The 21,069-nt window shown below is 69.2% G+C and carries 19 protein-coding genes; 11 read left to right on the top strand and 8 right to left on the bottom strand.

Annotated features, from left to right (window positions below; all coding sequences use genetic code 11):
• Nucleotides 1-33: 33 nt before the first annotated feature.
• From asnB to OHB13_RS35225, 4 genes are all read right to left on the bottom strand, one after another.
• The gene (gene asnB, locus OHB13_RS35240) at nt 34-1,863 is read right to left on the bottom strand and encodes an asparagine synthase (glutamine-hydrolyzing) (protein WP_328379876.1); all 1,830 of its coding nucleotides are present in this window, start codon (nt 1,861-1,863) and stop codon (nt 34-36) included.
• Nucleotides 1,864-2,431: 568 nt separating this feature from the next.
• Nucleotides 2,432-2,785 (bottom strand): hypothetical protein, encoded by a 354-nt coding sequence (locus OHB13_RS35235; protein ID WP_328379875.1) that lies wholly within the window; start codon nt 2,783-2,785, stop codon nt 2,432-2,434.
• Nucleotides 2,786-2,936: 151 nt separating this feature from the next.
• Nucleotides 2,937-3,887 (bottom strand): NADP-dependent oxidoreductase, encoded by a 951-nt coding sequence (locus OHB13_RS35230; protein ID WP_328379874.1) that lies wholly within the window; start codon nt 3,885-3,887, stop codon nt 2,937-2,939.
• Between the two features lie 49 nt (nt 3,888-3,936).
• Nucleotides 3,937-4,890: an erythromycin esterase family protein gene (locus OHB13_RS35225; protein WP_328379873.1), complete on the bottom strand. Its 954-nt coding sequence runs from the start codon at nt 4,888-4,890 to the stop codon at nt 3,937-3,939.
• A gap of 481 nt (nt 4,891-5,371) precedes the next feature.
• Between OHB13_RS35225 and OHB13_RS35220 the strand changes: the two genes are divergently transcribed.
• On the top strand, nt 5,372-6,790 hold the full coding sequence (locus OHB13_RS35220) for an arabinofuranosidase catalytic domain-containing protein (RefSeq protein WP_328379872.1): 1,419 nt from the start codon (nt 5,372-5,374) through the stop codon (nt 6,788-6,790).
• Between the two features lie 121 nt (nt 6,791-6,911).
• Here the strand turns inward: OHB13_RS35220 and OHB13_RS35215 are convergent, their stop codons facing one another.
• Complete coding sequence (locus OHB13_RS35215) at nt 6,912-8,414, bottom strand: family 43 glycosylhydrolase (RefSeq protein ID WP_328379871.1); 1,503 nt, start codon at nt 8,412-8,414, stop codon at nt 6,912-6,914.
• 273 nt (nt 8,415-8,687) lie between these two features.
• Nucleotides 8,688-9,098 (bottom strand): VOC family protein, encoded by a 411-nt coding sequence (locus OHB13_RS35210; RefSeq protein ID WP_266861734.1) that lies wholly within the window; start codon nt 9,096-9,098, stop codon nt 8,688-8,690.
• A gap of 550 nt (nt 9,099-9,648) precedes the next feature.
• Here OHB13_RS35210 and OHB13_RS35205 point away from each other — a divergent pair.
• The 4 genes from OHB13_RS35205 to OHB13_RS35190 all read left to right on the top strand — a co-directional run bounded on the left by OHB13_RS35205 (nt 9,649) and on the right by OHB13_RS35190 (nt 12,899).
• Nucleotides 9,649-10,077, top strand: coding sequence for a subtilase-type protease inhibitor (locus OHB13_RS35205; protein ID WP_328379870.1), 429 nt, complete (start codon nt 9,649-9,651; stop codon nt 10,075-10,077).
• A gap of 181 nt (nt 10,078-10,258) precedes the next feature.
• Nucleotides 10,259-11,074, top strand: a complete 816-nt coding sequence (locus OHB13_RS35200) for a class I SAM-dependent methyltransferase (RefSeq protein WP_328379869.1) — start codon at nt 10,259-10,261, stop codon at nt 11,072-11,074.
• 491 nt (nt 11,075-11,565) lie between these two features.
• Complete coding sequence (locus tag OHB13_RS35195; RefSeq protein WP_266861740.1) at nt 11,566-12,429, top strand: isocitrate lyase/PEP mutase family protein; 864 nt, start codon at nt 11,566-11,568, stop codon at nt 12,427-12,429.
• A gap of 203 nt (nt 12,430-12,632) precedes the next feature.
• The gene (locus tag OHB13_RS35190; RefSeq protein ID WP_266861742.1) at nt 12,633-12,899 is read left to right on the top strand and encodes a hypothetical protein; all 267 of its coding nucleotides are present in this window, start codon (nt 12,633-12,635) and stop codon (nt 12,897-12,899) included.
• Here the strand turns inward: OHB13_RS35190 and OHB13_RS35185 are convergent.
• Nucleotides 12,896-13,828: an LLM class F420-dependent oxidoreductase gene (locus OHB13_RS35185; RefSeq protein WP_328379868.1), complete on the bottom strand. Its 933-nt coding sequence runs from the start codon at nt 13,826-13,828 to the stop codon at nt 12,896-12,898. The genes OHB13_RS35190 and OHB13_RS35185 overlap by 4 nt on opposite strands.
• Before the next feature lie 243 nt (nt 13,829-14,071).
• Here OHB13_RS35185 and OHB13_RS35180 point away from each other — a divergent pair, with 243 nt between their 5' ends.
• The 5 genes from OHB13_RS35180 to OHB13_RS35160 all read left to right on the top strand — a co-directional run bounded on the left by OHB13_RS35180 (nt 14,072) and on the right by OHB13_RS35160 (nt 18,672).
• A complete protein-coding gene (locus tag OHB13_RS35180) occupies nt 14,072-14,896 on the top strand; it encodes an LLM class F420-dependent oxidoreductase (RefSeq protein ID WP_328379867.1) in 825 nt (274 codons plus the stop codon).
• Nucleotides 14,896-15,327, top strand: a complete 432-nt coding sequence (locus OHB13_RS35175) for a TIGR03668 family PPOX class F420-dependent oxidoreductase (RefSeq protein ID WP_266861748.1) — start codon at nt 14,896-14,898, stop codon at nt 15,325-15,327. Before OHB13_RS35180 ends, OHB13_RS35175 begins: the two co-directional genes overlap by 1 nt.
• Nucleotides 15,328-15,634: 307 nt before the next feature.
• Nucleotides 15,635-16,291 carry a 7-cyano-7-deazaguanine synthase gene (locus OHB13_RS35170; RefSeq protein ID WP_328380465.1) on the top strand — a complete coding sequence of 219 codons (657 nt, stop codon included), beginning with the start codon at nt 15,635-15,637 and terminating at the stop codon, nt 16,289-16,291.
• Between the two features lie 30 nt (nt 16,292-16,321).
• Entirely contained in the window at nt 16,322-17,668 is a 1,347-nt protein-coding gene (gene ectB, locus OHB13_RS35165) for a diaminobutyrate--2-oxoglutarate transaminase (RefSeq protein ID WP_328379866.1), read from the top strand.
• A complete protein-coding gene (locus tag OHB13_RS35160; RefSeq protein ID WP_328379865.1) occupies nt 17,665-18,672 on the top strand; it encodes an isopenicillin N synthase family dioxygenase in 1,008 nt (335 codons plus the stop codon). The genes ectB and OHB13_RS35160 overlap by 4 nt, the downstream gene beginning before the upstream one ends.
• 62 nt (nt 18,673-18,734) lie before the next feature.
• On the opposite strand, the gene OHB13_RS35155 is transcribed toward OHB13_RS35160, so the two are convergent.
• Entirely contained in the window at nt 18,735-19,985 is a 1,251-nt protein-coding gene (locus tag OHB13_RS35155; protein ID WP_328379864.1) for an ATP-grasp domain-containing protein, read from the bottom strand.
• Between the two features lie 300 nt (nt 19,986-20,285).
• Between OHB13_RS35155 and OHB13_RS35150 the strand changes: the two genes are divergently transcribed.
• Entirely contained in the window at nt 20,286-21,038 is a 753-nt protein-coding gene (locus OHB13_RS35150; RefSeq protein WP_328379863.1) for a class I SAM-dependent methyltransferase, read from the top strand.
• Nucleotides 21,039-21,069 lie beyond the last annotated feature (31 nt).

Here is a 21,069-nt window from a genome sequence, read left to right as displayed (position 1 = left end):
TGTCGACGACAGTCACGCGGCGGTCCCGGCCATTCAGCTCAGGCTGATGACCGGCTTGTGGAGGTCGAACCAGGTGGCCAGGTCGAGCGCCCGTTCCAGGTGGGAGCGCTGGCGAGTGGTGATCGTCGCACCGTCGGCCCGGGCGGCCTCCTGGAGCCGCGTGCGCTGGCACAGGTCCAGGGCGGGGTGGCCCGATGCGAGCAGGTCGGAGGTCTGCGCCTGGATGGCCGCCACGTAGTTGGGGTCGAAGCTGCCGGGGTAGCCGCTCTTCTTGCGCTGCACCACCGAGTCCGGCAGCAGGTCGCGTGTGGCCTCGCGCAGGATGCTCTTCTCCCGCCCGTCGAACGTCTTCATGGACCACGGGGTGTTGAAGACGTACTGCACCAGCCTGTGGTCGCAGAACGGCACCCGGACCTCAAGCCCCACCGCCATGCTCATCCTGTCCTTCCGGTCCAGGAGGGACTGCACCATGCGGCTCAAGTGCAGGTAGCAGACCTGCCGCATCCGCTTCTCCAGCCCGCTTTCCCCTTCTTTGAGAGGGGCCTCCGCCAGGGCGGTGGAGTAGCTGTCGTGCAGATAGGAGTCGAGTTCCAGAGTGTGCGCGAGGTCGTCCGACAGAGCGCCCGTCAGGTCGATCGGGGAGTCTCCGGCCAGCCAGGGGAAGGTCTGCGCCTCACGCCGCTTGTCATGGAACCACGGATAGCCGCCGAATACCTCGTCGGCGGACTCTCCCGACAGGGCGACCGTGGAGTGTTCGCGGACCGCCGCGAACAGCAGGTAGAGGGAGTTGTCGCGGTCGCCGAGTCCCACCGGCAGGTCACGTGCGCCGACGGCAGCCCGCCGTACCGCCGGGTCGGACAGAGCGGCACCGTCCAGCATGATGTCGCTGTGGTCGCAGTTGATGTGTTCCTTGACCGCGTGCACGAAGGGGGTGTCCTGTGTCGGACTGATGTCCATGGCGCGGAAGTTCTTCGCCTGGTCCGGGAAGTCGACGGCGAAACTGCGTACGGTCTCCCCGTGTTCGCCGAGCTGCTCGGCGGCCAGGGCCGTCATCGCGGAGGAGTCGAGCCCGCCGGAGAGCAGGGAGCAGCGGGGCACGTCCGCCACGAGCTGACGGGCGATGATGTCCTCCAGCAGTTCACGCACATGCGTGACGGTGGTCTGCCGGCTGTCGGTGTGCTCGGTGGCTTCCAGCTGCCAGTAGGCGTGCTCGCGCAGGCCGTTGCGGTCCAGAATCGCCACATGACCGGGCTTCAGTTCCCGCATGCCCTCCCACACCGCGAACCCGGGGGTCTTGGCGAACGAGAAGATCTCCCGCAGCCCGTCCCTGCCGACGACGGCCGGAGCCAGCGGGTTGGCCAGAATGGCCTTGGGTTCCGAGCCGAACAGCACGCCGTCGTCGGTCTCGTAGAAGTAGAAAGGCTTGATGCCCATCCGGTCCCGGATCATGACCAGCTTCTCCGTACGCGGGTCCCAGATCGCGAACGCGTACATACCGTTGAGCTTGCCGGCCACTTCCTCGCCCCACTGGAGGTAGCCCCGCAGCACGACTTCGGTGTCGGAATCGGTCTCGAAGCGGTGTCCGTGGCGGCGCAGTTCCTCGCGCAGCTCGACGTAGTTGTATGCCTCGCCGGAGTACACCATCGCGACGGTGCCGTTCTCGGTCCGCGCCTCCATCGGCTGAGCTCCGCCGGGGAGGTCGATGACGGCGAGCCGGCGATGCCCGAGCGCGGCCCTCGGCGTCAGCCAGGCCCCCTGAGCGTCAGGGCCACGGCAGGACATCGTTTCGGTCATGGCATCGACGGTCTCCCGATGGGCCGTCAAGTCGCGTCGATAGGACACCCATCCAGTTATGCCGCACACAGGGGACAACCTCTCCGTGGGGGGGATTAGTTGTATCCACCATCTCTCTTGTTGTGCCGGCTTCACCACCCGGAGCAACGACCGCCTGAGTGTCGTTTCTCACCGGTAAACTCTTGTTAAGTTTGTGTTTCGGACGCGGCGTCATTGCCTCACAGGGCACTTCTCAGCGGCTCGGGGCCGCCGTGGAGGCCGGCGGTACAGGCGGTGCCGGCCGGGTCGTTCCGTCCGGTGCATCAGGCCGGGTCGCTCCGTCGGGTGAACCGGTGAGAGCACCGGCCAGGGCGGCCGCCATCGCCTCCCGCATCGCGACGGTGGCGACGGAGAGAGTCGCCGGGTGGGGCAGGTCCGTATCGGTGTGACACGCGGGGCGCACCGCGCCCAGGCCGCCGCCGGGCTCGCCGGAACCGCCGAACTTCGGCGGATTTTGACCGGGCAGACAGGAAGCCCGCCAGATCGGTCCGACGGGTCCGGCTGACGGGCAGCGCCGCTGCCAGGTCCGATCGGCGCCCAGCGCGGGCGCCGACCGGGACGGCGCTGGTGTTCTCGGTGTTGGTGTTCTCGGTGTTGGTTACTTCACGAGGACAACGGAGTTGATCGGCGTCATGTCGTACGGCGAGAAGGTGCCCTTGGCACGGTCCACGGCGGAGCAGCGGGTGCCGCTGTACCCGAAGCAGAGCTTGAATCCCGCGCCGCCGGTCTGGTTGTTGATCAGGACGCGTTTGCCGGTGACGTTCGACAGGTTGTGGTTGCCGTAGCTGTAGAAGATGTTCTTGCTCAGGATGGTGCCGTTCGTCTCACGAATACAGAACGCTCCGGACGGACAGGCCGTCGCCGCATCGGCGCTGGGCGCTACGGCGAGTCCAGCGCCGAGCACTCCGGCGGCCAGGGACAGCCCTGCGGCGGTCATCGCGATCTTGCGCATACTTTCTTCCCCCTGCTTCTTGATGCTCCGGCATGGAGCACCTCGCATCCGAAAGTAGCCCAACTGACGTGCAGTGTCGGGAAATTGGCGTAAATCACGGAGCCTGTCCCAGTTCTTCGGTGAGTCGTTCGAAATGACCCCGGGAGCAGTGCTACACGGCGGTGAAGTCCAGCACGAGACGGCCCCGCAGCCCGCCTTCGGCCAGCCTCCGGTGCGCCTGGGCCGCGTGGGCGGCGGGCAGTACGTCGGCCACCCGCAGGGTCAGCTCGCCCGTATCGGCCTGGTCCCGGAGCCGGAGCAGACGGGCGTGGTCGGTGGCCGCCTCGTTGACCCAGACCGGGTGCACCCTGACACCGCGGTCGACCGGGCCGTCCCAGCCGCGGATGACTGCGATCCCGCCACCGTCCCGGACGGCCGGGACGACCAGCTCGTGCAGCATCGCCCCGTCGAGTACGCCGTCCACCCCGTCGGGCGCGAGCGCGCGGAACCGGTCGGCGACGTCGTCACCGCGCGGCACCACCTCGTCGGCGCCCAGGCCGGCCACCAGTTTCATGTCGGCCGGTGAGGCGTCCGCCAGCACGCGCAGTCCATCGCTCTTGGCCAGCTGCACCGCGTATCCACCGAAGGCCCCGGCCGCTCCGGTCACCGCGACGGTGCCACCGGCCGGCACGGCGAGCAGGTCCAGCCCGACTCGGGCGGTGAGGGCGTTCATCAACAGCGTCGAGGCGGCCGGGAAGTCCACACCGGACGGAATCGGCACCACCGACTCGGCGGGCACCACGACCAACTCGGCGTAGGCACCGCCGCGCGGCTCATAAGGGCGGACGATCGCGATCACCGCATCCCCCTCCCGGAGTGGGGTATCGGTGTCCGGCCCGATCGCGTCGACCACGCCCGCCGCGTCCATACCCGGGACGTACGGCCCGGAGCGACCGTTCAACCGCACGCTCAGGGCACCGGAACGGAACAGCGTGTCGGTGGGGTTGACCGAGGCGGCGCGCACCCGGATGCGCACCTCACCACTGCCGGGCACCGGATCGGGCAGCTCGATCACCCGCAGCACCTCGGGTCCGCCGAACTCGGTCAGGCCGATCACGCGCACGGCCCCCACCTCCTTGTACGATAGGCATCAAACTAATCACCACGGTAACTCAACTCCTTGCGCGAGAGAGGAACTGGACCGGGGTGACCTTGTGAACGTGGAGGATGGTGTCGAACCAGCCTGCGAGCGATCCGCCGGAAAGGTGGTAATCGGCGTTGCGCTCGGGGGCGTAGTGAGGACCGATCAGGCGCGTCCTGGTCGGCGTTTCGAGCCAGGTGCGGACAGCCGCAGGACCATCGGCGCGCAGGTTCAGAAGGTAGGCGTCCAGACCGGTTCCTCCCAGGACCTCGTCAGCGAACTCCGCCGGCGGGGCCGGGACGGGGTAGGGAGCCATGCCGTGATGGAAGGTCAGGCCGACGGATACATAGCCGGCGCCGAAATGCTCTCGGAGGTAACTGCCCGCGTTACGGTGCGTCAGCGGCGGTGAGGAGGGCGAGACGGTCCGCGGATCACCATTGGCGGTGTGCGCGATGCCACCCCAGTGGACAATCCTGTCCCCGGTGTGTTCGTGCCATCGGATCGTGTCGTCGGCCAGACTCCGCTCGATACCCGCCAGGCCGTCGAGCCGGGCGGGCGGTACCCGGGGAGAGCGGACGTCCCCCGCGAACCGAACCGGGTCATCGGGGTGGTGACGGTTGTAGGAGCGCATCCAGCGGATGACGTCGAGGATTTCCTCGGTCTGCCAGAAGGACCGCGCCTCGGCCAGCAGCGCCCGCGGGTCACCCGTTCCGGTTCTGATGTACTCGTCGAGTCCGAGCCGTGACGCATCGTCCCCCTCCAGTGCGAGTGAACGGAATCCCAGTTCCTCGACCAGCAGCCGGAGGAGCCTGTGCGAGAGGGTGGACAGTTCATGGGCCTGACGGGTTGAGGCACCGATCGCTACGACCTTGGCATCGCGCACGATGTCGGCCATCGGCCGGAGATCGGTCCACGGGGCTTCGGGGTCGAGGGCGGTGAGGCGATGGGCATGTTGCCTGATCCACTGGGTCACCGTCTCGGTCATTGCCGGACCACCTTGTTCGGAACGATCGGTCCCGGGGGCACATCCCTGGTCGCGGCCGACGCCGCATGAGCAGCCTCGGACATGAACCACGGTTGAGGTCAATTCGGCACAGACAACGGCGTCGGTCAGGCAGCCCGCCCCGGACCGAGCGGGGCCCGGCCGTGGCGGATGTCCGACTGCCCCCGCTGCCGGGCTCAGCCGCACGAAAGTCAACAGATTCTGACCGTTTCCACGTACGGAAGGAAAACCGAAGCAAACAAATATTGACGCGGACACCCCGTGCGCGTACCTTCCCGGCGAAGGCGCCGAGCGGTGTGAACTCCGGTACCGCAACGGCAGGTTGAGCTCCGTTCCCCCACCACATCACCGGGAGCACACCATGCGCGACGACAGAGACGACAGATCCGTAGCTGCACGAGCCGTTGCGCGTCCCCCCGCGGGGCCGCCGGCTCACCGTCTCCGGAGACAGCTGCTGACGGCCGTGGCGGCCCTCGGGCTCGTTCTCGGTGCCCTGATCGGCCTTCCCTCCCTGTCGCAGGCGGCCGGCTCACTGCCCTGCGACATCTACAGCGCCGCCGGCACCCCGTGCGTCGCGGCGCACAGCACGACACGCGCCCTGCTGTCCTCCTACAACGGCCCCCTGTACCAGGTCACCCGCGCCTCGGACGGCGCCCGGTCCGACATCGGTCTGCTGGCTCAGGGCGGGTACGCCAACGCCGCCCAGCAGGACACCTTCTGCCAGGACACCACCTGCCGCGTCACCAAGGTCTACGACCAGACCTCGCGCCACAACGACCTCACCCCGGGACCGGCCGGCACCTCCGGCATGGGCGCCGACCGCGGGGCCGACGCCGGTGAGATCGCCGTCACGGCCGGCGGCCACAAGGTGTACGGCATCTGGATCTCACCCGGGGTCGGTTACCGCTCCACCGGCGCGGCTTCGGGTGTCGCCGTGAACGGTCAGGCCGAGGGCGCCTACATGGTGGCCAGCGGCACCCATGTCGGTTCTGCCTGCTGCTTCGACTACGGCAACGCCGAGAGCACACCGGCCGACACCGGAAACGGCCACATGGACGCGGTGTCCATCGCGACCACCTGCTACTTCGCGCCGTGCACCGGCTCGGGCCCCTGGGTCGAGGCGGACATGGAGAACGGCATGTTCCAGGGGGACAACGGCTCCAACACCGCGAACGCCGGCAACAAGAGTCCGTTCGTGACGGCCATGCTGAAGAACAACGGGCAGACGACATACGCACTCAAGGGCGCCAACGCACAGTCGGGATCCCTGTCGACCTGGTGGAACGGCTCACTGCCGGCCCGTGGCGGCTATATGCCGATGCACCAGGAGGGCGGGATCATCCTCGGCACGGGCGGGGACAACAGCAACTGGAACATGGGCACCTTCTTCGAAGGTGTGATGGTCGCCGGCTACCCGACCGACGCCGCCGAGAACGCCGTACAGGGAAACGTCGCCTCCGTCGGCTACTCGGGTGAGACGGACGTACCCAACGGCCCGCAGGGCGCCATCACAGGTCCGGGCGGTCAGTGCGTCGACGTCGCGGCTGACGACACCGGCACCAACGGCACGGCCGTCCAGCTGTGGAACTGCCAGTCCTACGCCGAGGACCAGTACTGGCAGCACCACACCAACGGCTCCCTGAGCACGATCGGCAGATGCCTGGACATCGACGGCAACGGCACGGCCAATGGCACCCAGGTCGAACTGTGGGACTGCAACGGTGTCGGCGGTCAGGTCTGGCAGCAGCGCTCCGACGGTTCGCTGTTCAACCCCCAGTCGGGCCGCTGCCTCGACTCCCCCGACGGCGCGACCGCCAACGGCACCCACCTGCGGATCTGGGACTGCAACGGAGCGGCGGCACAGAAATTCACCCTGCACTGAGCACCGCGGAGGCGGCGAGGCACTGATCCGCTCGCGCAGAAACACACAGGAGGGGTACGGGAACGAGTTGTTCCCGTACCCCTCCCTCCGGCTCCGGCAGCGGAGACCGGCCCGGACGGCGTCAGTTCACATAGACCTCCGCCCGGTCCACACTCACGTAGGACGCCTGGGACTGCCCGTCGTGCTCGCCCGTCACCCGTACCCGCAGCGTGTGCTTTCCGTAGGGAAGGCGCGGGCTGACGAACTGGAGCGTCTCCCCGGTGCGGATCGCGCCGTAGTAGTCCAACCGCTGTTCGGGGCCACCGTCGATGCTGAGGCCCGCATATCCGTTGCCGGTGTCGCGGACGGACAGCAGAGCGATCCGGGTGCCGGTGAAGGTGAACGTGGCGGTGTTTCCGGCGCCGTCGCTCCAGTGGTCGTCGCCCCAGAAGCACTGGGTGGCGCAGCCGGTGCCCGAGTTCCAGTCACCGGTGTAGGCGACGGTCCCGTCGCCGCTGGAACGGCCGTCATCATTGATCCAGTACGCGCCCGGCCCCGGGTCCCCGGACGGGAGATCCTGGGTGGCGCCCATCGCGAGCGGGCGGCCGAGGTCGGGGCTTCCGTCGGCGTTCCAGCCGATGCGCTGAGCGCGTGTGGTGCGGTTGCTGTAGGTGACGGCCGAGGTGCTCTTGGCGTGGTAGACCATCCAGTCCTCGGTACCGTCGGGGGAACGGAAGAAGGCGTGGTGGCCGGGGCCGAAGACCCCGTGGTCGTCGGCGCGGGAGAAGACCGGGCCCTGGTGCTGCGTCCAGTTGCCGGGTACCAGCGGGTCGGCGTCGGACGGGAGCGACATCATCCAGATCTGGTAGTCCGGTTTTCCGGTGTCGCAGGTGGAGTAGGTCATCCATGTGCGTCCGTTGCGGTACAGGAACTCAGGGCCCTCACGGACCTCGGGGCAGCCGCCGGCTGCGTCGATGGGGACCGCGTCGCCCGAGACGGTGTACGGATTCGACAGCGGAGCGATGTTCAGCCCGTTGTGCTGGTACTGGTTGATGCCGCTGTAGGCCAGGTAGAGACGGCCGTTGTGCTGGAGGATGCCGGGGTCGATGGCGAAGTCGGCGGCGTGGTTGGGCGGCGCCAGCTCCGCCTTGAAGTGGTAGGAGCCCGCCGGGTCGTCGCCGTCGGACTCCGCGACGTAGATCCGGTGGTGGTCGTCGACGCCGTCGTCGGCGGTGTAGTAGAGGTACCAGCGGTCGCCGAAGCGGTAGAACTCGGGGGCGAAGATGTCCCGGTTCCGGGAGCTGTCGCTGTCGGTCCAGACGGTGATGGGATCGGCGGTGAGCAGGGTACTCAGGGACGGCGAGCGCCACATTCGGATGCTGTTGCCCTGAGTGGTAGTCAGGTAGTAGTTCCCGTTCCAGTACGTCATGAACGGGTCGGGGCCGGTGTTGAGGGGGTTGCGGAACGTGCCCGCGGTGGTGGCCTGCTGAGCCGCCATAGTGGTGACTGGCGCCGCTGCGGCGGTGGCGGGCCGCACGGTACCCGTTCCGGTGAGCATCAGCCCGAGCGCGGTCAGCACGCCGAACAGACGCAGGAGGCGTAGGAGGCGCAGTGGATTTACGGTTCCGTGGAGTTGCGTACCCATGGGGGGCTCCTTCTTCGCGTGCCTGTTCCGATGAGCCGTGGCACCTCTTTGCATCGATGTAAATATTGATGGTGCGTCACCGTAGAACGGAGCTGATACAGCGTCAAGGTGGCATGTCAGCCGAATGCGTACTGCGGGGACCGATGACTCCGGGACGGCCGAGCACGCCGAGTGCGCCGAGTGCGCCGAGGACGACTCGGCGCCACGCGGCGTGGGGCGACCAGGGCGTGCCGGCTGCGGCCACTCCGGCGAGTGAGCAGCGGCGGGCCGGGCCTACGCGGGCAGGTCGAGCTGCCAGGAGACGCCGAAGCGGTCCTCCACCCAGCCGAACTTGGTGCTGAACCCGTAGTCCCCCAATGGCATCAGCACCGTGCCCCGCCCGGAGAGGGCCGTGAACAGGCGGTCGAGTTCGGCCTCGTCCTGGCACCGCACGTACAGCGAGATCGCCGGGGTGAACCCGAAGTTGTGCTCCACATTGCTGTCGATGCACATGAACTGCTGCCCGGCGAGCGAGAACGTGGCGCGATGAACGGTGCCCTCATCCCCCGATTCACCGGCGCCGTAACGGGTGATGTCGATGACCTCGGCATCATCGAACAGCGAGGTGTAGAACGTCATCGCTTCCTCTGCGTAGCCTTCGAACATCAGGAACGTGGTGATCTTCTGCGGTTCCGCGGCGGCCATCCTGTTTCACTCTCCTGGGAGTCGTAGCGTGAGCCGTTGTCCGTTGCGTCCGGCCCGGTGGACGGGGTCCTGAGACCGCCTGTCACAACGGTGGTGCCGAGGTTAGACCGTGCCCCGGCCTGGGCGCGGTCCGGCTCACCGCCACCCTCCTGGTTCACGAACATGCTCCCGGCTCGGTGCTCACACGACCTCCTCGACGTCACGGCCAAGCCTCCCCTGACACCTGCACGGGCGGCCGAAGACCCCGCGGCACGGCACGCACCGACGGGGAATCGCACCTGTTTCCCGCCGAAAGCCCGCACTTGAAAAAGAAACCAGAATCCCATCAACGCAGGTCAGGAGGCAGTTTACGATGAGACCAATTCACTTTGTCCATATGTTGGACACGCCCACACCACCCCTCCCGTCCCCCATGAGCTGCCCGTATCCCTCCTTCCGTCACCGTGAGCGGACATCTGCGTCCGAAAACCGATCAGCAAGGTGCGGCAACTCTCCGCACCGGCCAGACTCCTGTCCGCAATCAACCACCCCCTTCGACAGGAGATTCGAAATGCGGCACAGCCTCAAGACTCTCGGCGCGGCGGCACTCGCGGCGGCGGCCTGCGTGACGGGCATCGCCGGAACGGCACACGCCGAGCCGACGAGCGTCTACGCCCCCTCCGCGCTGGTGCTCACCATCGGCCACGGAGACGAGGTGGCATCGACGGTCCTGCGTGCCGTCACCCTGAGCTGTGCGCCCCAGCCGCAGGGAACGCACCCCGCGAGCAAGGCCGCGTGCGCCGAACTGAAGGCCGTGGACGGCGACTTGGGCCTCCTCGGCGCCACCCCGTCGGACCGGGAGTGTTCGTTCCTGTGGGCTCCCGTGACGGTGACCGCCGACGGCGTCTGGCAGGGCCGACGGGTTGCCTGGCGGGCCACCTACGGCAACGCCTGCCAGATGGACGCGGCTCTCTCCGGGAGCTCGGTCTTCAACTTCTGACCGGCCGCGCACCTGTGCAACCCCGCGACCGGGGTTGCACAGCCCCGGCCGCACAGCGCACGGCCGCTCTGCACTGAAGGCCCGGCGCCGCCCCGGGGGCGCAAGAAGCGGGAAGGACCGGCAACGCACCGCCCCCTGCGAGCTGTTGATCACACCCGAAAGCGATCTTTAGCATGGAGCCATGCACGACGACCCTCCTGACGCAACGCGCCGTGCCCGCCTGAGCCGGACCTTCGACGAGGACGCGGAACTCTACGACCGGGCCAGGCCCGGGTATCCGCCACAGCTGTTCGACGACCTCGGCACACTCGCCGGCGCTGGTCCCGGCTGTCGTGTTCTGGAGGTGGGGGCAGGCACAGGCAAGGCGACCGTGCCGCTCGCCGGGCGGGGTTGCCGGATCACCGCAGTGGAGTTGGGCACCCACATGGCAGCCGTCGCGCGGCGCAACCTGGCCGGGTTCGAGGCGGTGGAAGTCGTGACGGCGGACTTCGAGACCTGGCCCCTGCCGAAGGAACCGTTCGACGCGGTTGTCTCGGCCACGGCGTACCACTGGATCGACCCTGCGGTGCGGATGGTCAAGGCGGCCGACGCGCTGCGCCCCGGTGGCGCCCTCGCCGTGGTCGGCACGCAGCATGTGGCGGGCGGTAGCGAGGAGTTCTTCGCCGAGGTCCAGGACTGCTACGAGCGTTTCGATCCGGCCACGCCTCCAGGGCTGCGCCCTCCCGCCGCGGAGGACGTCGACACCTCGGGCCACGTCGACGAGGTGGCTCGCAGCGGCCGGTTCGGCCCTGTCGTCCGTCGGCGCTATCAGTGGGACCTGGGGTACACCACGGCGGAGTATCTGGAGGTGCTGCGGACCTACTCCGGCCACCGGGCGCTGCCACCGGAGGCCCGCGAGGGGTTGCTGAGGTGCATCGAAGGACTGATCGACGGACGGCACGGAGGCCGGGTCACCAAGCGGTATCTCACTGAGTTGCGGGTGGCACGGACGGTGTGACGACTGCCGCGATGTCCGTGGTTCAAACCCGGTGCTCAGAAGGCCAGTTCCGTCCGGCCGCCCCCGCGGAGCGGGGATCGTGACGGATGTACCACTCGGTCACCAACAGCCCCGCGCCCGGCCGGTGGGCGGAAGCGCTGCCGTCCGGCCGGCAAGGCTCCGGCGCGCGAGATGACCCGGCCACCGGCATCGAAAACGTGACTGCATGGGAACCGGCGAATCCCCCACTCCGAGCCTCAGGCTCTCCACGGCGCTTCACCCGTGTCCGGCACCCAACACGCCCAGACACCCCCGGGTCGGAATTCTTTCCGAGTCATCCGAACGGCTCTCATGTCGAAACGATTCTGCCCAGATACGCAAAGGGAAGCCCATACCTCTTTCCACCCGAGGAGAGCGTCCTGAGACCTACCAGCAGAACTTCAAATGTCTGTAAATTCCGAGTCAAGCGAAGGGCGAACTCGCCCTTCCGACATCGGAACCTTGGAGGTTCGATGCGTTATGGACCAGCGCTGCGCGAGGAGATCTCCGCGCCCGGCACCACACCACTCATCGGTATCTACGACATGTATTCGGCATCTGTCGCCGCCGAACACTACGACGGGTTCTTCGTCTCGGGATTCGGTTTTGCGGCTTCGCACTACGGTCTTCCCGACATCGGATACATCGCCTGGCCGGACATGGTCGCGTTCGTGGAGCGGCTGCGGCTGGCCTTCCCGGGCCGGCACCTCCTCGTCGACATCGACGACGGGTATGTGGACCCGGAAGTCGCCTGCCACGTCGTGCAGCGCCTGCACCGGGCCGGCGCGTCCGGCGTGATCCTGGAGGATCAGAAGCGCCCCCGCCGCTGCGGGCACGCCGACGGCAAGCAGGTCCTGCCGTTCGAGGAGTACCTGGACAAGCTCAACATGGTGCTGGAATGCCGCGGTGACATGGTCGTGGTGGCCCGTACCGACGCGGTCGAGGAGGACGACATCCTCTACCGCGCCGCCGCGCTGGCCAAGACCGACGCCGACGTGGTGCTCGTCGACGGTGTACGCAGTGTGGAGTGGATCCGCCGCATCCGAGACGTCATCGGGGACAAGCCGCTGCTCTTCAATCAGATCGCCGGCGGCAAGTCACCGCGCCTGTCGCTCCCGGAGTTGGACGCGCTGGACGTCGACGTGGCGATCTACTCCACCCCGTGCCTCTTCGCTGCTCACGAGGCCATCGATGCCTCCATGCGAGGCCTCAAGGCGGCGCAAGGACGGCTCCCCGAGATGAGCGGCCCACGAAGCGTCGGCGTCCCGGAGTCGACACAACTGCTGGAGCGCAACATCAGCCGCCACCACGACTCGGCGTCACGCGTGGGTGTCTGATCGGGTACCCGCGGCCGTCGGCCGCGGGTACACATCCGACAACTCCGCCCGGCCGCCCGCCGGCCAGCCATGACTGCCGACGGCCACCGCGTCGTCGCGATGGCCGAGAGGAGCGCCACACCATGAACCCCCGTCGCGACCCACGCGCCGTTCCCACCCGTACGAGGGCACCACGCCATGCGTATCGCCCGGACACGTCACATGTGTACCAGGCACCCCTGACGACGCGATTCCGGAGCGTCCTCACCGTGGCCGCCGGCCTGGCCATCAGCGCCGCGTGGGGCCAGGGGGTCTCCACTGCCGCAACAGAGCGCCCGTTGCTCGTGTCCTCCCTGATCCTGCCCACCCACATCGCCGCGGTCGAAGTGGACAACTCGCACGCGGACTCATGGCTGGAGGTCGACCGTACGGCCAACACCCAGACCGGCGCAGGCGATGCGGGCAGCGATCACGAAGGTGGGGACGACTAGGGGCTTTCGTGCGCCAGCTCTCCCAGGAGCGTCCAGGTGCGGCGCCTGGCGGCGTCTCCTGCGATCTCCGTTCCCGAGAACACCACCTCCGTCGCCCCGGCGTCCCGGTAGCGCCGTACCTCGTCGGCGACCGTCTTTTCGTTGCCGATCACGGCCACATCCACGGCCCGTTTGCCTCCGGAGAGCTCGATGGCGCGGGCGTACGACGGAATCTGTTCGTAGAACGCGAGTTGTCCGCCCGCCTTCTGTCGTACGGTTTCGACGTCGTCGGTCACCACACCCGGCACGAGCGCCACGATCCGTGGCGCCGGGCGGCCCGCGGCCTCCGCCGCGGCTGTGACGGCCGGGACGATGTGTTCGGCCAGGGCCCGGGGCCCGGCGAGATAGGGCAGGATCCCGTCCGCCAGCTCCCCGCTGGCACGCAGCGCCTGCGGTCCCATGGCGGCCACGAGCAGGGGGACGCCGCCCTCGGCTCCGGGCACGCGGGCGGAGACCGGGGTGGTCGCCGTGAACAGCTCACCGTGAAAGTCCGCGGAGCCGGTCTCGGTCAACTGGCGCAGGGCTACGAGGAATTCACGCAGCCGGGCGACGGGCCGGGTGAACGGAATACCGAAGCCGCCCTCGGTGAGGAGCTTGGTGCCCAGTGCGAGTCCGAGGTGGTAGCGGCCGTGCGTGGCCGCCTGCGCCGTCTGGGCCTGGCTGGAGACAACAAGCGGGTGGCGTCCGAAGACGGGGATGGCGGACGTGCCCACGTGCAGGCCCGGTACTTCACGCCCGACGATCGCTGCGAGCTGAGGTGAGTCCGCGCCAAAGGTCTGCCCCAACCAGGCGGACCTCAGCCCGGCGGCCGCGGCTTCCCCGCCGAGCTGCACGGTGGCATCGACCTGGTTGGCGGCGTCCGGTGCGTTGAGTACTACTCCCACAGTCATGTCGCTGCAAACGACCGGTGGACAGCTGTGGATTCCGGTTCTTGTGTCACAGCTTCTTGTCGGTTGTGTGTACTGGTTGCCGCCAAGCGCGTCGACGGCTCCCGGGACCGGCGCGCCGTATGCCTGCCGTCCTTCACCGGCCCGGAGAATGGACAGCCGGCCGGGCCCACCAGCAGTGCCCGACTGCGCCCGACCGGGCCGATGAGCCGGAGCCCGGCGGGAAACCAGCGACGAAGGAGCCGTATGAAGTTCGGGATCTCCACCTTTATCACCGACCTGAGCATCCGGCCGGCTCCCCTCGGGCGGGCCATTGAGGAGCGTGGTCTCGACTCGCTGTTCATCGCCGAGCACAGCCACATCCCCGTCGACCGCCGCTCGCCGTACCCCGGCGGCGGCGACCTCCCCGACATTTACTACCGCACGCTCGACCCGTTCGTGGCACTCACCGCGGCCGCCACCGTCACCGAGCGTCTGCTGGTGGGGACCGGCATCGCCCTGGTCTCGCAGCGCGACCCGATCCACACCGCCAAGGGCATCGCCTCGCTCGACCTGATCTCCGGGGGCCGGGCCGTCTTCGGTGTCGGCGTCGGCTGGAACCGTGAGGAGATGGCCAACCACGGCACCGACGCCGCCACCCGGGGCCGGCTCGTCGACGAGCGGCTGCGCGCGATCGTCGAGCTGTGGACGAAGGAGAAAGCCGAGTTCCACGGCACGTTCGTCGATTTCGATCCCGTCTACTCGTGGCCCAAGCCCGTGCAGCGGCCGCACCCGCCCATCTACGTCGGCGGGGGAAAGGGCGCCTTCCCCCGGGTCGCCGAACTCGGCGACGCCTGGCTCGCCAACAGCGTCCCGCCCGAGACACTGCGGTCGCAGATCGAGGAGGTACGGGCCGCGGCGGGCCGTGCGGTCCCGGTGACGGTCTACGCGGTGCCCGACACCCCCGAAGCGATCGAGAAGTACGCGGAACTCGATGTGGAGCGGGTGCTGTTCTACCTGCCGTCCGAGCCGGAGCCCGCCGCCCTGGCACAGCTCGACCGGCTGGCCGAAGTCGCGGCGCGCTTCCGCTGATGCCACGCCTGAGCCGGTCCCAGGCGCGTGAGCGGTTCGCGGCGTGCCGGGTCGCCCGCCTGGCGACCGCTGACGCGGCCGGGCGCCCGCACCTGGTGCCGGTGGTCTTCGCGGTGACCGGCGAGACCCTGGTCATGGCCGTCGACCACAAGCCCAAACGGTCGCCCCGTCTCAAACGGCTGGCCAACATCCGTGCCAATCCGGACGTCTGCCTGCTCACCGACGAGTACCGGGAGGACTGGGACCAGCTGTGGTGGGCCCGCGCGGACGGGCAGGCCCGAGTCCTTCCGCCGGCCGAGCGGTCCGCCGAAGCGGCGCGCTACGCGGCGCTGCTCTCCGAGAAATACCCGCAGCAGTACGCGGGACGACCGCCGGCCGGTGAGGTGGTGGAGGTTCTCGTCACCGGCTGGACCGGGTGGCGGGCTACGTGACCGGGACACGGGAGTCCTCCGGATTCGGCCGACCGGGGGCCGGGCCGCTCCAGTAGGGCCGCCGCCTGCGCTACCCGGGCCTGGCCCACCGGGAGACGGCTGCGGCGGCCGTGCACGGACCGTACGAGCGGTCCGTGCACCGCCGCCGGGAGGGCGCCCGTCCGGTCCCTGGTTCGTCCGGCAGGACATGGCTCTCACCAGGGCCGTGTCCCCATGATTCCTCTGTACGTCAGCACGGACGAGCGGCGGACTGTACGGGTCCGTCCGCGACGAGGCGGACGAGGCAGGGGACGGGCAGTTGAGCAAGGTGATCGCGGTGGTGTCCGGCGGGATCGACTCCGTCACGATGGCGCACCACTTGAGTGCCGAGGGCCATCAGCCACATGTGCTGGCCGTGGACTACGGCCAACGCCACCGGAAAGAGCTGGAGTTCGCCCGGCTGGCGGCCGAGCGGCTCGGCGCGCCCTACGAGGAGGCGGACCTGAGCGGTGTCCGTGGGGTGTTCCGCGGCTCATCGCTGACCGACCCCGCGGTGGCCGTGCCCCCGGACACCGGACCGCACCGGAGCAATCCCAACATCGTGCCGAACCGCAACGCGGTACTGCTGTCGGTGGCGTTCGCAGTGGCGGTCGTCGAGAACGCCCCGGTGGTCGCGTTCGGTGTGATGGCGGACGACATCGGTCCCTCCGACACGTCACTGGAGTTCCTTCGCGCCTTCGTCGCGATGGAGCGGATCGCGACCCGTGGGCACGGCCACCCCGACCTCGATCTGATCGCCCCCCTCGCCGAGTTGCACAAGAGCGAGGTGATCACGCTGGGCGCCGGGCTGAAGGTGCCGTGGGACGAAACCTGGACGTGCTTCCGTGGCGAGGAGGTGCACTGCGGCCGGTGCGCGGCCTGCGCCGAGCGGCGCGAGGCGTTCATCACCGCCGGCGTCGAGGACCCCACTCGGTACGCCCGATAGAACTCGTTGGTTCGTAGAACGGATCGTGAAGTGACCATTTTCGACGCTCTGGAATCCGGTGTACGCAGCTACAGCAGGTCCTGGCCCGTGGTGTTCGACCGGGCGGCCGGAAGCCGTCTGTACTCCGAGGGCGGACGTGGCTATCTCGACTTCTTCGCAGGCGCCGGGGCTCTCAACTACGGCCACAACAACCCGGTCCTCAAGGAAGCCCTGCTCGCCTACATCGCCGCCGACGGCGTCACGCACGCCCTCGACATGTTCACCGTCGCCCGGCGCGGCTTCCTGGAGGCGCTGCGGGAGACCGTCCTCGATCCGCGCGGACTGGACTACCGGGTGGTGTTCCCGGGGCCCGGCGGCGCCAATGCCGTGGAGGCGGCGCTGAAGCTGGCCCGCAAGGTCACCGGTCGGCCCACGGTCGTGAGTTTCACGAACTCCTTCCACGGCATGACGCTGGGCGCGCTCGCGGTGAGCGGCAACGCGGCCAAGCGGGCGGCCGCCGGAGTGCCGCTGACCCACACGGTGCCCCACCCGTACGACGGATATCTGTCGGAACCCGGAGGCGGGCTCGGGCAGTTGGAGAAGCTGATCGCAGACCCGGGGAGCGGGCTCGACAAGCCGGGTGCGGTGATCGTCGAGACCGTACAGGGGGAAGGCGGGCTCGCGGTGGCCGGATTGCCGTGGCTGCGCGAACTCGCCGCGGTCTGCGGGCGGCAGGGTGTCCTGCTGATCGTGGACGACGTCCAGATGGGCTGCGGGCGTACGGGCCCGTTCTTCAGCTTCGAGGACGCGGGCATCGTGCCGGACATGGTCTGCCTGTCGAAGTCGATCGGGGGGTACGGCCTCCCGCTGGCGCTCACCCTGGTCAGACCGGAGCTGGACGTGTGGCAGCCGGGCGACCACAACGGCACCTTCCGCGGTGTCAGCCCGGCGTTCGTGACCGGGGCCGCGGCGCTGCGGACCTACTGGAGCGGACGGGGCGCCCTGGGGAATCTGGAGAAGTCGGTGCGCGCCGCGGGGGAACGTGTGTCGACCACGCTGGCGGAGATCGCCGGCGCACATCCTCGTGCCGGTCTCCGGGTGAAGGGCCGCGGGCTCGCGGCGGGCCTCGCCTTCCCCGTCACGGGCGGGGCCGATGACCACACCGCGGCCAAGGTGTGCGCGGCGGCCTTCGACAGGGGGCTGCTGGTGGAGACATCCGGGGCGGCCGGGCAGGTCGTCAAGCTGCTTCCGCCGCTGACCGTGAGCGACGAGGAGCTGGACGAGGGGCTCCACATCCTCGGCGCGTCCGTCGCCGCGGTCCTCCCCCGCACACCACGGTCGGCCGTCCTGAGCCGTCCCACCGCACCGGCACTCCCCCCGAAGGAGCAGATCCTGTGAGTACGAGCATTCCGACCGTGGACATCACGCAGTGGCGGCACGCCGGAGTGGCGGGGAAGGCGGAGATCACCTCCGTCCTGGATGCGGCCCTGCGGAGCACGGGTGCGTTCCTCATGAGGGGGCACGGTGTCCCCCGGCGCCTGATGACGGAACTGCGTACCCAGGCAAGGGCGTTCTTCGACCTGCCGCGTTCGGTCAAGTCCCAGTACGGCATCCGGGCGGCCTATGACAGCGGCTGGCTCGAAATGCATCCCGCGGGCGGCGTCGGCGTCGAGCACTCCCCCGGCGATGGGCCGGACGTGGACGCTCCCGATCTGCACGAGTCGTTCTATCTGGGGCCGGGGCCGGGGCAGGGGCAGGGCGCCAGCGCGCTGGACCGGCTGTACTACCCGGCCAACCGCTGGCCCGGGGAACTGCCGTCGCTGAAGGCCGCGGCGGATGCCTACACCGCGCACATGGTCCGGCTCGCCGAGGAGATCAACGCGCTGCTGGCCGCCGTTCTCGGCCTGCCCGGGGACTTCTTCACATCGCGGGCCCGGCACTCGACGTGGACGCAGAACCTCAGCTGGTATCCCTCGCTGAACGCCGTCGGCGGGGTGGCCGACGGCCAGCTCCGCAACGGCCCCCACACCGACCTGGGCACGTTCACCCTGCTCAGCCGTCAGCAGGGCGTGGGCGGTCTGCAGGCGTGGAACGAGGCCGAGGGCTGGTTCGCGCCTCCTTACGACCCGGACGCCTTCCTCGTCAACCTCGGTGACCTGATGGAGCTGTGGACGGACGGGCGGTGGCGGGCGCTGCGTCACCGGGTGCTCGGGCCGAGCGCGCAGGCCCCGGACGAGGAGCTGACGTCGCTGGTCTTCTTCTACGAGTCGGACCCCGAGACGCTCGTGGAGCCGCTGGCGCCGCCGGCCGGTGGTGGGGCGGGGCGCGGCTCCGTGGTGTCCCGGCACGCGATTCTGGAGAAGCTGGGTGCGCGGGCCGACCTGCTCTCCGCGGCCGGCTGAGACCGCCCGTGGACGTACCGCTGCCGCCCGTGTGCTGCGTGCCGGGCGGCAGCGGTATCACGTCAGTTCGCCCCGGAGGCGCGGTCGATCTCCAGGGTGACCAGCGACCTGATGGTGGCCAGCGTGCCCAGGACCGTGGCCGGGTCCGGTCCGACGACGTAGGCACTGAGCGGGATGGCCGTGCTGTCCCTGGTGGTGGGGATCAGGTCACCGGGGGCGCAGTCGACCATGAGCTTGTCGATGCCCGGCACGTCCGCGAGCTTGTCCAGACCGTGCACCGCGACGAGCCGGCCCGGCGCGTCGTCATTGCGGAGGATGAGTGAGCCCAGCGCCGCCGAGAAGCGGGGCCGTGCGTCCATCAGGGAGGGACGCCGGCCGAGATAGCACTCCACGGAGTCCCGGAAGGGGTGGATGTCCTCGCTGTAGCGCGACCACAACTCCATGGCGGGGCCGCCGGGTTGGCGGGCGCCGATCTCCATGAGGTAGACGCCTTCGTGGTTGAACTTGACCTCGGTGTGGCTGGGCCCGATCGCCACACCGTAGGCGTCGAGCACCTGGTGGACGTAGCTCTGGAGCCGTTCCCACTGGGGGTGGCTCTCGTCGAGCTGCAAGGTCTCCCAGACGGGGAAGTCGTAGTCGCGGCCGTCCGGTTGGCGGTACTCCCACATGTCCACCACACGGTGCCCGCCGTCCGCGCTGTAGCAGTTGACGGCCACCTCGCGGCCGCGTACGTACTCCTCCACCAGCCACTCCGTGATGGGCTGCCCGAAGAAGTCGTGGGTGTCGAGCGCGGCGAGCCTGCTCAGGGACGGCTCGTCCGAGACGACGGTGGTGCCCTGCGAGCACGAACCCATGGTGGGTTTGACGATGGCGGGGAAACCGATGGCGCGGACCGCTTCGGGGAGCTCGGCGACGCTCCGTACGAGCTGGAAGCGGGGCACCGTCACACCGGCCTCGACGGCGCGGGCCCTCATCGCCGCCTTGTTCCTGCGTGCCCAGGCGAGGCCGTGGTCGTTGCCGGGCACCCCCAGGTCCTGGGAGAGCAGGTCGGCCACGTAGACGGACCCCTCGACGGCCGGGACGACCGCCACGACGGAGAGCCCCGTGGCCTCGACCTTGCTGACGATGCCGGCACGTTCGGAGGCGTAGAGGGTCACGTCGTCGCCCGCGTCATGGTCCGGTGTTCCGGTGCTGTAGTCGAGCGTGTAGACCGACAGCACGGTGAAGCCCAGTTCGCGGACGGCGTCCTTGTAGCCCGCTCCGTAGCGGACCGGGTCGACGAGCAGTACTGCCGGGGCTGCCTCATGCGTCATGCGGGATCTCCTCCGTGGGTCGCCGTCCCCCGAGCGGGGGCCACACCGGATGGTGCCGTCCGCACGAGCCCCTGGTGGAGGTGCTGGTGGGCCGACCTGCGGCCGGGCGCCCGCCCGGCCGCGCAGGCAGGCTGCGGTCCGCCCGTACGGAACACGGTGTCCGTACGGGCAAGGGGGCGTTCTCCCGGCTCAGCGGCCAGGGAGGGAGGAACGGCCCGTCGACCGTCGCCAGGGGCCAAGCCGCTCGCCAGGATGGATTCCTGCCCGCCCCCTGGGCACTTGAGGGAAGGAACCTGAACGATGGATCCTGAGTTCTACTCGAAGGTGGCCACCAAGTTCGGCGGCTACTCCAGCGGTGCCAGGCGGACGACTGTGTTCCCCGACGGTGACCCGGAGGAGTGGTTCGACAGGGCCGCCGTGGGCGCCGGCGGACCCGGCGCACGGCTGCTGGACGTCGGGTGCGCGGACGGCCGCAACCTCCTGTCGATCGCCCCCCGGTTCGGGGAGGTGACGGCGATCGACCTCTCGGCGGACATGCTGGAGGCGGCGGCCGGGCACCTGGAGGCGAGTGGCGCCGGGCAGGTCGCCCTCGCCCTGCGGGACGCGAGCCGCACGGGTTTCGCCGACGGCTCGTTCGACGTCGTCACCTCGCGGCGCGGCCCGCTGTTCCCCGAGGAGTTCGCGCGCGTCCTGACGAGCGGGGGCACCCTGGTCCATCTCGGCATCGGCGAGCAGGACGTGCGGCCGCTCAAGACGGTCTTCGGGCGCGGCCAGTTGTACGGGCGCTGGGAGGGCCGGCCCGTCGTGCAGGAGGAACGGGAACGCCTGGAACGGGCGGGGTTCACGGTCGTCCGGGAGCGGACGTTCTTCTACGACGAGTACTTCCACTCCCCCGGCGAGCTGAGCAGGTTCCTGGAGTCGGTGCCGATCTTCGAGGACTACGACCGGGACAGCGACAGGAAGCTGTTCGACGCCTACGTATCCGGCGCGTCGGAGAGCAGAGGCGTGCATCTGGCCCGTCACTGGTTCCTGCTGCACGCCCGCAGGGACTGACCCGGGTCCGACCGCCGTCCAGGTCAGGGGT

This window comes from Streptomyces sp. NBC_00440 (genome assembly GCF_036014215.1).
In the GTDB taxonomy this organism is placed as follows: Bacteria; Actinomycetota; Actinomycetes; order Streptomycetales; family Streptomycetaceae; genus Streptomyces.
Note: the sequence above shows the minus strand (reverse complement) of the source record. Positions and strands in the feature narration are given on the sequence as shown.

Bases quoted from the DNA above. Each gene is read 5' to 3' on its own strand.
- OHB13_RS35185 (WP_328379868.1), bottom strand. From the start codon at position 13,828: ATGACTGTGGGAGTAGTACTCAACGCACCGGACGCCGCCAACCAGGTC.
- OHB13_RS35155 (WP_328379864.1), bottom strand. From the start codon at position 19,985: ATGACGCATGAGGCAGCCCCGGCAGTACTGCTCGTCGACCCGGTCCGC.
- OHB13_RS35175 (WP_266861748.1), top strand. From the start codon at position 14,896: ATGCCACGCCTGAGCCGGTCCCAGGCGCGTGAGCGGTTCGCGGCGTGC.
- OHB13_RS35235 (WP_328379875.1), bottom strand. From the start codon at position 2,785: ATGCGCAAGATCGCGATGACCGCCGCAGGGCTGTCCCTGGCCGCCGGA.
- OHB13_RS35180 (WP_328379867.1), top strand. From the start codon at position 14,072: ATGAAGTTCGGGATCTCCACCTTTATCACCGACCTGAGCATCCGGCCG.
- OHB13_RS35205 (WP_328379870.1), top strand. From the start codon at position 9,649: ATGCGGCACAGCCTCAAGACTCTCGGCGCGGCGGCACTCGCGGCGGCG.
- OHB13_RS35195 (WP_266861740.1), top strand. From the start codon at position 11,566: ATGCGTTATGGACCAGCGCTGCGCGAGGAGATCTCCGCGCCCGGCACC.
- OHB13_RS35200 (WP_328379869.1), top strand. From the start codon at position 10,259: ATGCACGACGACCCTCCTGACGCAACGCGCCGTGCCCGCCTGAGCCGG.
- OHB13_RS35215 (WP_328379871.1), bottom strand. From the start codon at position 8,414: ATGGGTACGCAACTCCACGGAACCGTAAATCCACTGCGCCTCCTACGC.
- OHB13_RS35150 (WP_328379863.1), top strand. From the start codon at position 20,286: ATGGATCCTGAGTTCTACTCGAAGGTGGCCACCAAGTTCGGCGGCTAC.
- OHB13_RS35210 (WP_266861734.1), bottom strand. From the start codon at position 9,098: ATGGCCGCCGCGGAACCGCAGAAGATCACCACGTTCCTGATGTTCGAA.
- OHB13_RS35225 (WP_328379873.1), bottom strand. From the start codon at position 4,890: ATGACCGAGACGGTGACCCAGTGGATCAGGCAACATGCCCATCGCCTC.